This window comes from Paraburkholderia sp. BR13444 (assembly GCF_040948755.1).
Taxonomy (GTDB): Bacteria; Pseudomonadota; Gammaproteobacteria; order Burkholderiales; family Burkholderiaceae; genus Paraburkholderia; species Paraburkholderia youngii.
This window is the reverse complement of record NZ_JBFPKM010000005.1, coordinates 38,048-51,730: the sequence shown is the minus strand read 5'-3', so window position 1 is coordinate 51,730 and position 13,683 is coordinate 38,048. Positions and strand designations below refer to the sequence as shown.

Here is a 13,683-nt window from a genome sequence, read left to right as displayed (position 1 = left end):
GCATGGAAGCAGTCAGAACTTTCCTCGAAACTCAGCCGCTGCTCGCGCTTTTTCTGACCATTGCGCTCGGCTACCTGGTCGGCGAAATCACTATCAAGGGCGTGGCTCTGGGCTCGGGGGCCGTGCTGTTCGTTGGACTCGGGCTCGGCGCGTTCGCGCCGAAATCCGCGCCGCCGGCGTTGCTGGGCACGCTCGGTCTGCTGCTGTTTCTGTATGGCATCGGCATTCAGTACGGCGCGCAGTTCTTCCGCGGACTGACGAGCCGGGAAGGCATGAAGGCCAACGCGGCCGCCTGTCTGGGCGTGATCGCTTCGGGTCTGGTGGCGTGCGCCTTCATCCACTTTGGCATCACGCTCGCCGATGCTCTCGGCATGTTCGCGGGCAGCGGCACCAGCACGGCGAGCCTGCAGGTTGCCATCGCATCGATGAAAAGCAGCAATGCCGCCGTGGCTTATAGCGTCACCTATCCATTCGGCGTGGCTGGGCCGATCCTGTTCCTCTATGTGCTGAACGCGGCCCTGAAAGCCAAAATACCGAAGCCGACCGCGAAGGTGCTGGAGACCGCGGAAATCGCGCTGCGCAACGCCAGTCTCTTCGGTCTCCGGCTGTCGGAGCTCTCGACCCGCCTGCCTGCCGGCGTAGTGATCGCGGCCGTGCGGCGCGCGCATCACAATCAGTTGCCCAGCGACGACTTCACGCTGCGCGCCGACGACGTCCTCCTTGCCACGGCCACCGAGCGCCGTCCGCTCGACGAAGCGACGGCGCTATGCGGCGAGTCGCAGCCCGGGCGTATTTCGAGTCATCGCGAAGACCTCGACTATCTGCGCGTGTTCGCGTCTAGCCCGGCGGTCGTCGGCACGGCGCTCGGCAATCTGCGCTATCCGGACGGCGTGAACTGCGCGATCGCGCACGTGCGGCGCGGTGATACCGATCTGCTGTCGACCCCGGATCTGATTCTCGAGGCAGGCGACCGCGTCGGCCTGCTCGTCGACAACGCGCATCGGGCGACGGTCCGCGCGTTCTTCGGCGATTCGATCAAGGGCACGGCCGAGCTGAGTTTCATCTGTCTGGGCATCGGCGCGGCAGCGGGGCTGCTGGTCGGTGCGATCCCGCTGCGCGCGCCCGGTCTCGGCGCGTTCAGCCTGGGGCTCGCGGCGTTGCTACTGGTCGCGCTGTGCCTCGGCAAGGTGCGCCGCAGCGGACCTTTCGTGTGGGTGATGCCGCTCTCCGCAAATCTCGTGCTGCGCAATCTCGGGCTGACGATTTTTCTCGCGCAGGTGGGCCTGTCTTGCGGACCGAAGTTCGTTGCGACCGTCGGCACCGCCGGACCGCTGCTGCTGCTTTATGGCGTGATCACGCTGCTGGTGCTCGTCGGCGTCACGGCTGTGTGCTGCCTGTGGATCTTCAGACTGTCTTTCGATACGTCGGTCGGCGTGATTTGCGGCGCGACCGGCAATCCCGCGATTCTCGCCTTCGCCAACCGCATCGCGCCGACGGATCAGCCCGACGTCATGTACGCGATGATTTTTCCGTCGATGACCATCGTCAAGGTGCTGTTCGTGCAGATCGCCATCGCGGTCGCTGCCGGCTAGAAGAAGCCGTTATCGCGACCCGCCGCTATCGGGAACGCCGCTTGCGCGACATAGAGCCGCGCGACGCATTCTGCAACGATGCGCGGACGGTTCGGCGATGGAGGCCAGATGAAAGGACGGGTGGCAAGTGCGGGCGTGGCCGTTGTGGTCGCCCTCATGGCCGCGCACGGCCTCACTGCGCATGCACGGGAGCCCGCGACGGGTGCCGTCACTGCGCCGATCGCGGCAGCCAGCGATACCGCGGCCGCGGCGCGCGGCGCGAAGCTCGCGGCCATTGGCAATTGCGTCACGTGCCACACCGCGACGGGCGGCCCGCCCCTCGCGGGTGGACTGCCGCTGCAAACACCTTTTGGCATCATTTACTCGACCAACATCACCCCGGACAACGAAACCGGCATCGGAGGCTGGACGCTCGACGCGTTCGAACGTGCGATGCGGCACGGCGTGTCCAGCGACGGTCATCTGCTCTACCCCGCGTTCCCGTATCCCCACTTCACGCACCTGAGCGATGCCGATATCGGCTCGCTGTATGCATGGCTGATGAGTCGCGCTCCGGTCAACGCGCCTGCGCCGCACAACGAGCTGATCTTCCCGTTCGGCTTCAGGCCCCTCATCGCCGTGTGGAATCTTCTTTACCTGCATACCGGCAGCGAAGCCGCACCGTCGCCGACCGGAGCGCCGGACCTCGCACGCGGGCGTTATCTGGTCGAAAGCCTCGGTCATTGCGGTGCGTGCCACACGCCGCTCGACCGCCTCGGCGCAGAGCGCCGCGACCACGCGCTGCAAGGCGGCACGATCGACGGATGGGACGCGCCCGCGCTGACGGACCTCGCTTCACGCCCGACGCCCTGGACGCAGGCTCAACTCGTCGGCTATCTGCGCACGGGCCTCGCCAGCGCCCATGGCGCGGCGGCGGGTCCGATGCGCCCCGTCACGCGCACGCTCGCCGACGCATCCTCCTCCGACGTCGAGGCGATGGCCGCGTATCTGCTGGCGTTGCCATCCGGGGGCCGAGGCGCGCCGGAGCATCCGGTCGCCTCGCCCTCCGCTACCTCCGCGCCCGTGTCCCCCGCGCCCGGCGGCGGCGCGAATCTGTTCGCCGCGGCCTGCGCATCGTGCCACGCCGAAGGCGCGCCGATGTCGAACGGGGGCGCTCGACCGTCGCTGTCCCTTTCCACGGCCGTCAACGCCGACAGCCCTCGCAATATGGTCCGTTTCATCCTCGATGGCATCGACTGGCACGAAAGCGATAGCGAGCCCTTCATGCCATCATTTGCCAACACCTTCACGGATGCGCAGATAGCGGAGCTCGCCAACTACACGCGCGAACGCTTCACCGCACGCGACGCGTGGCCCACGCTCGATGCCCGTGCGGTCGCGCAATTTCGCAGGGACGGCCTGCCACGATGATCACACTCAACGTCAACGGCGTCAGTCAGACGGTCGATGTCGACCCGTCCACGCCGCTGCTCTATGTGCTGCGCAACGAATTGCAGCTCGACGGCGCGAAGTTCGGCTGCGGTCTCGGTCAATGCGGCGCATGCACGGTCAGCGTCGGCGGCAAACCGGTGTTCTCGTGCCTCATGCCGGTCGTGGCCGTGGGCGAGCGGCCAGTGCGAACCGTCGAAGGACTCGGCAGCGCGCAACATCCTGGACCACTTCAGCAAGCCTTCATCGACGAACAGGCCGCGCAATGCGGCTATTGCATCGCCGGCATGATCATGCGAGCGCAAACGCTGCTGGACCGAGTGCCGCATCCAAGCGATGAACAGATCCGCCGCTACATGCAGCCGAACCTGTGCCGCTGCGGCACGCACATGCGCATTCTCGCGGCGATCCGGCAAGTCGCGAGCGGTTCGCCGCGTACGGGCGGGGGAGCGCAATCGTGAGCGACGGCCGCCCATTGTCCGCCGCCCACGGCAGCGGTCCGGATGACCCCGCGCGGCGCCGCTTCCTCGTTGGCGGCTCGCTGATGGTGAGCTTCGCGATCGTGCCAGTCATGACCGCGCTCGCGCAAACCACCACCGAAGCGGGCACCTTCAACGCGAGCGCCCCGAAGCTGCCGGGCAGTCTCAAGACCACGCCGTTGCTCGATGCGTGGATCAAGGTCGCCCCCGACGGCCACGTGAGCGTATTCACGGGCAAAGCGGAGCTTGGCACGGGCATTCGCACCGCGCTGCTGCAGGTCGCCGCGGAAGAGCTGGATCTCGCGCCTGATGCGATCGAGCTGATCACCGCCGACACCACCAGAACGCCGAACGAAGGCTACACCGCCGGCAGTCACACGATGGCCGATAGCGGCACCGCGATCCTCAACGCCGCGGCTCAAGTGCGCGCGCTGCTGGTCGCGAGCGCGGCCTCGCAGTTGGGCCTCGACGCAGCGACCCTGACGACACGCGACGGCGCCGTCATTGCCGCCGACGGAAGACGCGTGAGCTATGGCGAAGCCGTGCAACACGCGGACCTGCATCAGAACGCCCAGCCCGACGCGCCGAGAAAGCCGCCATCGGCCTACGCGCTGATTGGCCATATGCTGCCGCGCGTCGATATCCCGGGCAAGGTGACGGGCGGCGCGAGCTATGTCCAGGACCTGCGGCTGCCCGGCATGCTGCATGCCCGCGTCGTGCGGCCGCCGTCTTATGGCGCGAGCCTCGTTGCATTCGATAGCGGGCGCGTCGAGGCGCTGCCCGGGGTCGTCAAGGTCGTGCGCAACGGCAACTACCTCGCGGTGGCCGCCGACGACGAATGGCGCGCGATCCTCGCGATGCGTGAGCTGGCGCTCGCCGCGCAGTGGCGGTCGGGGCCGCCGCTGCCCGATCCGGCGAACGTCCACGCGTTGCTGATGAACCTGCCTGCACAGGAAATCGCGGTGGCCGATCGGGGCGCGGCGAGCGGCGCGGCCGCACCGATGGCGACGCTGCGGGCGCGCTATTCGAGGCCGTATCTGACGCATGGCTCGATTGGGCCATCGTGCGCGGTCGCGCGACTCGACAACGATGTGATGACCGTTTGGACGCACACGCAAGGCGTCTATCCGCTGCATGCCGGCATCGCCGAAATGCTCGCGATGCCGCCCGGCAAGGTGCGCTGCGTGCATGTGGAAGGTTCGGGCTGCTACGGACACAACGGCGCGGACGATGTCGCGGCCGACGCCGCCCTGATCGCACGCGAGCTGCCTGGCCGCCCGGTGCGGGTGCAATTGATGCGCGAACAGGAACACATGTGGGAGCCGTTCGGCCCGGCCATGACAGTCGACGCAAAGGCAACGCTCGATGCGGCAGGCATGATTGCCGACTGGCGTTACGAGCTATGGAGCAATACGCATAACAACCGCATCGAGAATGCGGGCCGCCTGCTGCCCGCGCAGCTACTTGCGCAGCCGTTCACCCCCGCGCCGCCGAAGCCGATTCCGATGCCGGAAGGCGGAGGCGACCGCAACAGCATTCCGCTCTACCGCGTGCCCAGCCTGCACGTGCAGCATCATTTCGTGCCCACGATGCCGATCCGCGTCTCTGCGATGCGTTCGCTCGGCGCGCACATGAACGTGTTCGCGATCGAGAGCTTCATCGACGAGCTCGCCAGAGCCGCGCACGCCGATCCCATTGCGTTTCGCCTCAAACATCTCGATGATCCGCGCGCACATGGCGTGATTCGCGCCGTAGCCGATCAATTCGGCTGGCATGCTCACAGCGCGCTAACGGGTGACGCTAGCCCGCGTTCACACGGTACCGGCTTTGCGTTTGCCCAATACAAGAACCTGATGGCCTACTTTGCCGTCGCGATGGACGTGACGGTGATGCGCGATACCGGCGAGCTCAGCATCGAGCGCGTCGTCGCAGCCGTCGATTGCGGACAGATCGTGAATCCGGACGGTGTGCGCAATCAGATCGAAGGCGGCATTTTGCAAACCGCGAGCTGGACGCTCTATGAAGAAACGCAATTCGATCCGCAACGCATCACGAGCTATGACTGGAGCACTTATCCGATCATGCGCTTCTCGTCCGTACCCAAACGCGTCGACGTGCTGTTGATCGACCGGCCTGGCTTGCCATTCCTGGGTGTCGGAGAAGCGGCGCAAGGCCCGGCCGCCGCGGCGCTCGCGAACGCGATCGACGACGCGACGGGTGTGCGGATCCGCGACTTGCCGTTGCTCGGGGCGAACGGCAAGAAGATGCTCGAGGCGTGATGGCTTTCGCGTTAACAAACGTACGCGCCGCGCGATCTTCGGCGCGGCGCCGGGACTGCGCTCAGTGGCCGCCGGACGGAAACGAGAACGTCGCGCGCGCGCTGCCATTGCCGCGGACGTTCACCGTCTGCTTTCTGGTCACGCCGCTGTAAGTGGCGCTGATCGTATAGCGCCCTTGAGGCAGCCGCACGAGCATGTACGGCCCCTTCGACGTGGCCTCGAACACGGAAGCGCCGCCTTTGGCGATCTGCACCTGGACGTCGGCCACATAGCTCGCACCGGGTCCCGTGAACTGCAGAGACAGCGGCCACTGCCTGCGTGCCTGCCGCAGCGCGGTCGACTCGTCGCGACCAACTCCGCCGGTCACGAACGATATGTCGCCCTGCTGCTGCGTCGGTGGCATGCCGGTCCTGTGGATCTCGCTGGCGCTCTGCGGAGCAGCCGTCTGCGCGACCGCGACGCCTGCCTGAACCAGTGTGAACGCCGCGGCGAGCAGGCTCGACGCGATCCGGGGAGCGTTTCGTTGCATTTTCATCGTGACTGCTCCTTACAGTATTGCCGACTGCCGGTTAGAGTGCGTGCCCGGTTCGTCGGGTGGAAGAACGCTTGCACCAGGTTGGAAACGCATCGCGCGCCGGGGGGCCGGCCACGAGCGAGGGCACCTCACGACCACGGTCAGCAGCGGACTCATCACGAATAATACGACATAGGGCGCGTAGCCGAGTGTAGATACGCCAATGGGTCACTGCCATTCACACCGCGCGACTGGTCCACGGCATCGGTCAGCAATGTTTGAACCAGTCCCGGGCCAGAACTTATAAGACATTCTTCAGAGCGCCGAAGCTAGGCGCCGCCTCGATCTTGAGAAGCCCATTCAATCGTCTATGTTCAAAGAGACGTTATTGGGCAGACGCGCCGTTGCGGTCAGGAGGATGTCGCCATGTCATTACTCGCGCAATCCGGTGCTGGACTGCGGCACCTATGTCTGGTCGCATCGATAAGTGTGGCTGCGGCCTTTCCCGCTTCAATCGCTGCGCAGGTAGTGCGGACAGAGGTTTTACCGCTGCAGTCGGTCACACTCACCGACGAACAGTTCCTCGGCGGACACGAAGCGGGCAAGCCGGTCACCGTTGCCGGGGTGCTGAGTCTACCCAAGGCGGGTTCGGATCGTCTTCCTGCGATCGTCATTCTTCATCCATCGGGAGGCATCAACAGCGGCATCACCGACTGGCAGCAGGAATTCCTTGCGATGGGCGTCGCCACCTTTGTCGTCGACAGCTTCGCGGGGCGCGGTGTCGTCAACACGTTCAACGACCAGGGGCAACTGGGCCGGCTCGTGCAGCTCGAGGACGCGTATCGCGCACTCGACCTGCTCCAGAAGCATCCAAGAGTCGATCCGGAGCGGGTGATACTGATGGGCGAATCACGCGGCGGACAACCAGCGTTATATGCCGATCTCAAACGGTTTCAACAATTGCACGGCTCCACTTCCGGCAAGGGCTTCGCCGGGTACATCGCGTTCTATCCGAACTGCAACACGACCTATAGAGCCGATGACGATTTCGACGACAAGCCAGTGCTCGTTTTTCATGGCACCGCAGATGACTATGCTCCCGTCGCGTCATGCCGCGCGTACGTCGAAAGGCTGCGAGCCAAGGGGAAGGACATCAAGTTCATCGAGTATTCGGGTGCCCAGCATATGTTTGACTGGAAAGCCGCGGCAAAGCCAATCGTTCTCGCCAAGGCGCAAACCATCAGAAGCTGTCAACTGAGCGAAGCACAGAACGGCCAAATCATGGACGCAGCGACCGGCCAGCCTTTTACGTACAGCGATCCTTGCGTCGAGTATGGACCGACCCTCGCGTACGACGAAAAGGCCGCGATCAATGCAAGGAAGACCGTCCGCGAGTTCGTGACGGGCACGCTCAAACTTGGCGCGCCCGCTCCGTGACTCGAAAGGCCGGTTCGTTTGCGAACTCCGAGGCTGTCCTGAGCTTCAACGAACGGCCGTCCCGTGACGAGAGCCAGTTTCACTTTCAATGCGTCCTTATGCGCGTTTCAAGTATGAAGCGTACATCGGCGCTGTAATAGCCATAACATTTGCCGCTTTCCCGGCTCCCATTTTTGGTCTGCTATTTCAATTCGTCCGTCCAGGTGTGCGGAGAGCTCGCTTTACCTGTCGGATGTCTTTTCGCATTCCGGACAATTAACCAAATCTTCTGGGGTTGGCAATTTTTAACCATAACTTTCAGGAGTAGCATCGTGCGTGTATTGCATTGATGGGGTGGACGCCGTTCGTTAACCAATACACCGCGGAGAAACAGCATGAAGATGCGTACTCTGGGCCGCAACGGCCCCACGGTTTCCGCACTTGGGCTGGGCTGCATGGGCATGTCGGATTTCTACGGTCCTGCGGATCGCACCGAAAGCATCGCCACGCTGCACTCGGCGCTCGAAGCCCACTGAGCGAAGTCCCCGGCGGCCCACTGAGGAGGCGTGCCATTGCAGCCGGCCGCGCGAAGGCTATCGACCTTCGTAATAGAGACGTCATCGGGGATCACGCGTACCGAACACTCGTGCAAGAGCTGGACTGGGCTGAACTGTCCGCTGGCGGCAACGCGCCGTCATAGCGTCCTGACGAGCGGAGAACGCCCTTTAAGGAGACCTTCTTGATGCTCGCGGACACGGTGCGCAGGTAACCGGTCCGCGTCTGGAGGGCACGAGTTCCTAGCGGATCCCGCGCTTGATCAGCGGAATCAGCGAGTCGATCGTCGCGGGTGTCTGCACGCCTGCGCCGGTGTTGATGGTCAGTCCCGCGAAATGATAGGCAGCCGAGAGCACGCATTGCGTAACCGGCAGGAAACCCTGCAGATAAAGCTGCTGGTCGAGCGTCGCAGTGAGGTACTTGTTCTGCAGCCCGGAAATCGTGGCGGGCGCCAGATCGATGCCGCCCACGATGATTTGCCCCGGCTTCTTGCCGGCCTGCTGGAGCGCCTGCGGAATGAACCCGGTCACGCCGCCGTGCTGCGTGCCGATCGCCTTCAGATCAGGGTGCGCCTGGATAAAGGCGACCAGGATCGGCACGGCGAGCGATGAATCGGCATCCACCTGGGGTGAGATATTGAGCCTCGTCACCTTCACACCGGCCTTTTCCAGCGTCTCGGAAAGGCCACGGTCAGACTGGCTGCGCACACTCTCGTTGAAGACGCCATATTCGAGCGCCTCGTCGCCCTTCTTGAGGCCGGCGTTGAGCATCGCCTGAGCAGTGATCTGCCCGCCGATGTAGAGTTCGACGCCGGCGTAGCCGAAGCCCTTCGCGTCGTAGAGCTTCTGGTTTTCCGGCAGCGGCGTATTGCCGACGGTAACGATGATGCCCTGGTCTACCGCCTGCTTGATCAGTGGTGCGAAGGCTGGATCGCCAGGATGGCCCATGATGCCGATACACGTCGGATGCGCCGCCATCGCCTGGCGAAACTGCGCAAGCATCGTCTCCGGACTCCAGGCCGAAAACTGCTCGATCACCTTGATGCCGAGGGCATGTCCCGCGTCCGCAGCGCCGGTCTGACGTGGCAGCGTCGCGCCGTCGCCGGGGTTACCGCCCATCTGCATATACATCGTCATACCGGCGCCGAGCGGCCCCGTCGTGGTCGGCTCGGTGGCACCGGCGGTTGGCGCGAGGCCGAACGCAACAAAGCTCGCCCCTAGCAGGAATCCCGTCATGATCTTGATCATTTCTGCTCCTATCTCCTGATTTAACGGCATTATCTCCCGCCAAACCTGAGTTTTTCGCGCAATACACGCAGCCTGGCGGGATTCTCGACCAACAGATGCAGGATCACGGCGACGATGAACACCACTCCTTCGATCGCCTGTACCCAGAAGCCGGCGATACCTGTCGCAACGATTCCCGCCTCCAGCATGCCAATCACGAAGGTGCCGAAGAACGTACCCACGATCGTCGCCGTGCCACCGAACACCGAGGTTCCACCGATGAACACGCCGGCCAGCGCCGGCAGCAGGTAGCCTTGCCCCTGGGTCGAGAAGTAGTTCAGATTCTCGAGCGTGAGCAGAACCGTTGCGAATCCGGCCAGCACCCCCATCAGCGTGAACAGTTTTACCGTCTCACGCGGCACGTTGATGCCCACGACCTTCGCCACGTTGCGGTTGTCTCCGATGAACAGCACGTGCTCGCCGAAACGATGGCGATTGAGGATGAACCACATGAATACTGCGAGCCCGAGCGCCCAGAGCGCTTGCATCGGGACCACGTCGAACAGCGTGCCCGCGAATACTGCATAAGCCGAACCACTGGCGAGTTGCTGTAGCGCATTGGAAAGCCCGCCGGAAAGGATCGAAGCAACACCGGCCCAGAGGAACTGCGTGCCAATCGTCACGATGATCGACGGCACACCGACCACCGCGACCAGCACCCCGTTCACCACGCCGACCAGCGCGCCGCCAGCCAACGCCGCAATGACGGCAAGCCAGGCCGATCCAGTGGTGTTCACGCACCAGGCGAATAGAAAGCCCGCGAATGCCATTACCGACGGGAACGACAGATCGATCTCGCCGGCCGCAATCACCAGAGTCAGCCCGATCGCCAACACCACCAGCGGCGGCACGGTCGTCAGGAAGGAGAAGTAGATTGGCCAACCTAAAAAGACCCGCGGTGCGGTCGCCATGAACAGGCCGACCACCAACGCAAACACGACCACGCTCGGCAATCCCTCCACGCGAGCAAAAGCTGGCAGGCGAAAAAACACTAACCGCGCCGGCCGTTTTTCTTTTATCGGATCGCTCACGTCCGTGTCCCCGCAACCGGCGCCGGCCCGTGCCCGCTCTGCTGTAGCGAAATCAGGAACCGGGTGAGTTCCTCGAGGCTCATCTCACCGGACTTGAATTCCGCGACGATCCGGCCACGATCGAGCACCACCAGTCGATCGGCGAGCTCGTGCACATGGGCGAGGTTATGTTCGATGTAGATGCAAGCGCGGCCGGATTCCTTGATCGAACGCACAAAGTCGAGAACCTTGCGCACCTCGCTGATGGCTAGCGCCACCGTCGGTTCATCGAGAATGATCAGATCGCTTTCGAAATACATTGCCCGTCCGATCGCGATGCCCTGGCGCTCGCCACCGGAGAGTTTCGCAATCAACGAATCCGCGTCGATCCCCACGCCGCGGAAACCGAGCTGGTGCTTCAAGATTTCGTTGGCGATGCGCCGTTGTTCGGCGACATTGATGAAACCGAACCGGTTGGTGATTTGCCGGCCGACAAAAAAATTACGCCACAGCGGCTGCTTCTCGCCCAGCGATTTTTCCTGATAGACCGTCTCGAAGCGCAATCGGTGCGCCTCGCGCACGGAAAAGCGGCTCCAGTCGACCTCCTCGTCCCGGATGAAAAGCTTGCCCGTGCTCGGCCGCACGACACCGGTCAGCACCTTGATAAGCGTCGATTTACCCGCGCCGTTGTCGCCGATCAGGCCGACGATCTCGTTGCGCCCAATGGCGAGGTCGATACCGGACAGCGCGCGTATCTTGCCGTAGGACAGGCTGATGCCCTGCGCGCGCACGATATGTCGCCAGGCGCTCGTAGCGCGCGCGGCATCGCTCGCCGTCACGCTACGCCCCAGCTCGAAGAAACCACAGTGATGTTGTGTACGACGATAGCCATAAAACCTTCCTTTTGCTTATCGATCGCCGCATCAACTTGCATTGAAACTGTCTATGCAATTCAGCAAGATTTAAAGTCTAGTTCAAGAATCGCCCGACCGTGGCTAGAAAGTGCCGGCGGCGTGACAGCGCCGGCGTCACGGCGTCTATCACTCAAACTGGCCAGGGGACTATGATGATAAAAGCTGCATTCATCAGCGCAGGAGCACATCATGACCTCCAATCCATCCGCTGAGCCGACCGGCACCTCTCGCGACCCCGCGCAATCTTCCGCCGGCACGACTGGCCATCCCGGTCCGAAGGGTTCGCAAAAACCGGCCCCAGACGACCTTCCTAATGCGGACGCGGCAGAGCCCGAGCCTCACGAGCATCTCCCGTCCAGAAGCGACGACAACTGATTCAACACCACAGGTGCCGACGCCGTCCGCGTGACGATCCACGCCGTGGGTTCGCGAGTGGATCGCACATGCTTTCGCGCCGACGCCGCGAAGTCGGGGAGAGTTCGCGGTTCACGCAAACGGCCCGATGGATTTCGTCAGACGAAGTCGCGACCCGGTGGGAACCGCACAGGAGCAGATCATGCAGAACGTGCTGGTAGGTTATGACGGGTCGGCATCCGCGCAATATGCCGTGACTTTCGCGGTCGATCTGGCCAAGCGTTTCGACGCGCGCTTGCATGTGCTCGTCGTCGCGCGCACGCCGGACTGGGGCGCGATCGAAGTCGAGCGAAAAAGTCTGATCGAGCTGGAAGTGCGCCATGCCAACGAGATCCTCGACGACGTGAAGGCGAAGCTCGCCGCTTCGAACGGGGCCGTGGAGTTCGATCTCGTGGTCGGGCCGCCGGCGAAAGAGATCGTGCTGTATGCGGAGCGGCATGCTATCGACCATCTCGTGGTGGGGCATCGCGGACATACGCCGTTCGATCGCTGGCTGATCGGCTCGGTCGCCCGCCAGGTGCTCGCCTACGCGCCATGCGCGGTCACCATCGTGCGCGATCCGGCGACGATGAAAAAAACGCGGCATGAGAATTGACCGTCCGTGAAATTTGGCTTCCAGCAGGCCAAATCGGCGGCTACCTCGCAATATGCAAATAAGCGATTGCCATAACTTTCACGACTTCCGTGAACTGGCACGGCTCAGACTGCCGGGCCCGATCTTTAACTACATCGATGGCGCCGCCGACGACGAAGTGACCTATCGCCGGAACACCGAGAGCTTCCAGCAATGTGACCTGGTACCCAATGTGTTGCGGGGAGTCGGTGACGTGGATCTCTCGGTGCAAGTGCTCGGCCAGCGGCTGGCGATGCCTGTGTATTGTTCCCCGACCGCACTGCAACGCCTTTTTCACCATGAAGGCGAACGCGCAGTGGCCGCCGCGGCGTCGAAGTATGGAACGATGTTCGGCGTTTCTTCGCTCGGCACGGTCAGCATGGAAGAGTTGCGCAAAGCGTTCCCGACACCGCAGGTGTACCAGTTCTACTTCCATAAGGACCGCGGTTTAAACCGTGCAATGATGCAACGCGCCAAAGAGACTGGCATCGATGTGATGATGCTGACGGTCGACAGTATCACTGGTGGAAACCGCGAGCGCGACCTGCGTACAGGCTTCACCATCCCTTTCAGACTCACCTTGAGCGGTATGCTCCAATTCGCGCTGAAGCCGAAATGGGTTCTGAACTACGTCACGCATGAGCGCTTTTCCATGCCGCAACTGGAGACCCACGTCGACTTTGGCGGCGGTGCGATGTCGATTGGCCGCTACTTCACGGAAATGTTGGACCCTTCGATGAATTGGGACGACGTCGCCGAGATGGTCCGGAACTGGGATGGCCAGTTTTGCCTCAAGGGCGTGATGTCTGTCGAGGACGCGAAGCGTGCGGCCGCAATTGGCTGTACCGGCATCGTGCTGTCCAATCATGGCGGCAGGCAGCTGGATGGATCGAGAGCCGCGTTCGATCAGCTTGCGGAGGTTGTAGATGCCGTGGGCGACAAGCTGGACGTCATCATGGATGGAGGAGTGCAACGCGGAACCCATGTTCTGAAGGCTCTGGCTCTAGGGGCGAAAGCCGTTGGTGTCGGACGGTACTATTTGTTCCCACTGGCAGCGGCTGGGCAGGCCGGCGTTGAGCGGGCGCTGGCCTTGATGAGAACAGAGTTAGAGCGGGGCATGAAGTTGATGGGATGTAGCGCGGTCAGGGAGCTCTCTCGCGAAAGTCTTCGGTTTCGATAGCCT

11 protein-coding genes and 1 pseudogene are annotated in these 13,683 nt (G+C 63.2%); 8 read left to right on the top strand and 4 right to left on the bottom strand.

Translation table 11 applies throughout. The annotated features are described in order from the left end of the window. The first annotated feature begins 2 nt into the window (after nucleotides 1-2). From AB3X95_RS15995 to AB3X95_RS15980, 4 genes are all read left to right on the top strand, one after another. Nucleotides 3-1,592: an aspartate:alanine exchanger family transporter gene (locus tag AB3X95_RS15995; protein WP_368621865.1), complete on the top strand. Its 1,590-nt coding sequence runs from the start codon at nucleotides 3-5 to the stop codon at nucleotides 1,590-1,592. Between the two features lie 108 nt (nucleotides 1,593-1,700). Then, entirely contained in the window at nucleotides 1,701-3,002 is a 1,302-nt protein-coding gene (locus AB3X95_RS15990) for a cytochrome c (protein WP_368621864.1), read from the top strand. After that, a complete protein-coding gene (locus AB3X95_RS15985) occupies nucleotides 2,999-3,481 on the top strand; it encodes a (2Fe-2S)-binding protein (protein ID WP_184226788.1) in 483 nt (160 codons plus the stop codon). The genes AB3X95_RS15990 and AB3X95_RS15985 overlap by 4 nt, the downstream gene beginning before the upstream one ends. Beyond that, nucleotides 3,478-5,778, top strand: coding sequence for a molybdopterin cofactor-binding domain-containing protein (locus AB3X95_RS15980; protein ID WP_184226787.1), 2,301 nt, complete (start codon nucleotides 3,478-3,480; stop codon nucleotides 5,776-5,778). Before AB3X95_RS15985 ends, AB3X95_RS15980 begins: the two co-directional genes overlap by 4 nt. Nucleotides 5,779-5,839: 61 nt before the next feature. Here AB3X95_RS15980 and AB3X95_RS15975 read toward each other — a convergent pair whose 3' ends face one another. After that, the gene (locus tag AB3X95_RS15975; RefSeq protein WP_368621863.1) at nucleotides 5,840-6,313 is read right to left on the bottom strand and encodes a carboxypeptidase regulatory-like domain-containing protein; all 474 of its coding nucleotides are present in this window, start codon (nucleotides 6,311-6,313) and stop codon (nucleotides 5,840-5,842) included. A gap of 405 nt (nucleotides 6,314-6,718) precedes the next feature. On the opposite strand from AB3X95_RS15975, the gene AB3X95_RS15970 reads away from it, so the two are divergent. Continuing rightward, the gene (locus AB3X95_RS15970) at nucleotides 6,719-7,729 is read left to right on the top strand and encodes a dienelactone hydrolase family protein (protein WP_368621862.1); all 1,011 of its coding nucleotides are present in this window, start codon (nucleotides 6,719-6,721) and stop codon (nucleotides 7,727-7,729) included. 374 nt (nucleotides 7,730-8,103) lie between these two features. Then, nucleotides 8,104-8,235 (top strand): annotated as a pseudogene (locus tag AB3X95_RS15965) (aldo/keto reductase); the annotation flags it as partial. Nucleotides 8,236-8,505: 270 nt separating this feature from the next. On the opposite strand, the gene AB3X95_RS15960 reads toward AB3X95_RS15965, so the two are convergent. Genes AB3X95_RS15960 through AB3X95_RS15950 form a run of 3 tightly spaced genes read right to left on the bottom strand, consistent with a single transcriptional unit; the run spans nucleotide 8,506 to nucleotide 11,398 of the window. Then, nucleotides 8,506-9,510, bottom strand: coding sequence for a substrate-binding domain-containing protein (locus tag AB3X95_RS15960; RefSeq protein ID WP_368621861.1), 1,005 nt, complete (start codon nucleotides 9,508-9,510; stop codon nucleotides 8,506-8,508). Between the two features lie 29 nt (nucleotides 9,511-9,539). Beyond that, nucleotides 9,540-10,580: an ABC transporter permease gene (locus tag AB3X95_RS15955; RefSeq protein ID WP_368367219.1), complete on the bottom strand. Its 1,041-nt coding sequence runs from the start codon at nucleotides 10,578-10,580 to the stop codon at nucleotides 9,540-9,542. Further along, nucleotides 10,577-11,398 (bottom strand): ATP-binding cassette domain-containing protein, encoded by an 822-nt coding sequence (locus AB3X95_RS15950; protein ID WP_176120496.1) that lies wholly within the window; start codon nucleotides 11,396-11,398, stop codon nucleotides 10,577-10,579. Before AB3X95_RS15950 ends, AB3X95_RS15955 begins: the two co-directional genes overlap by 4 nt. Nucleotides 11,399-12,029: 631 nt before the next feature. On the opposite strand from AB3X95_RS15950, the gene AB3X95_RS15945 reads away from it, so the two are divergent. Beyond that, a complete protein-coding gene (locus AB3X95_RS15945) occupies nucleotides 12,030-12,482 on the top strand; it encodes a universal stress protein (RefSeq protein ID WP_018437423.1) in 453 nt (150 codons plus the stop codon). Nucleotides 12,483-12,534: 52 nt separating this feature from the next. Beyond that, nucleotides 12,535-13,680 (top strand): alpha-hydroxy acid oxidase, encoded by a 1,146-nt coding sequence (locus AB3X95_RS15940; protein ID WP_368621860.1) that lies wholly within the window; start codon nucleotides 12,535-12,537, stop codon nucleotides 13,678-13,680. The last annotated feature ends 3 nt before the right edge of the window (nucleotides 13,681-13,683 follow it).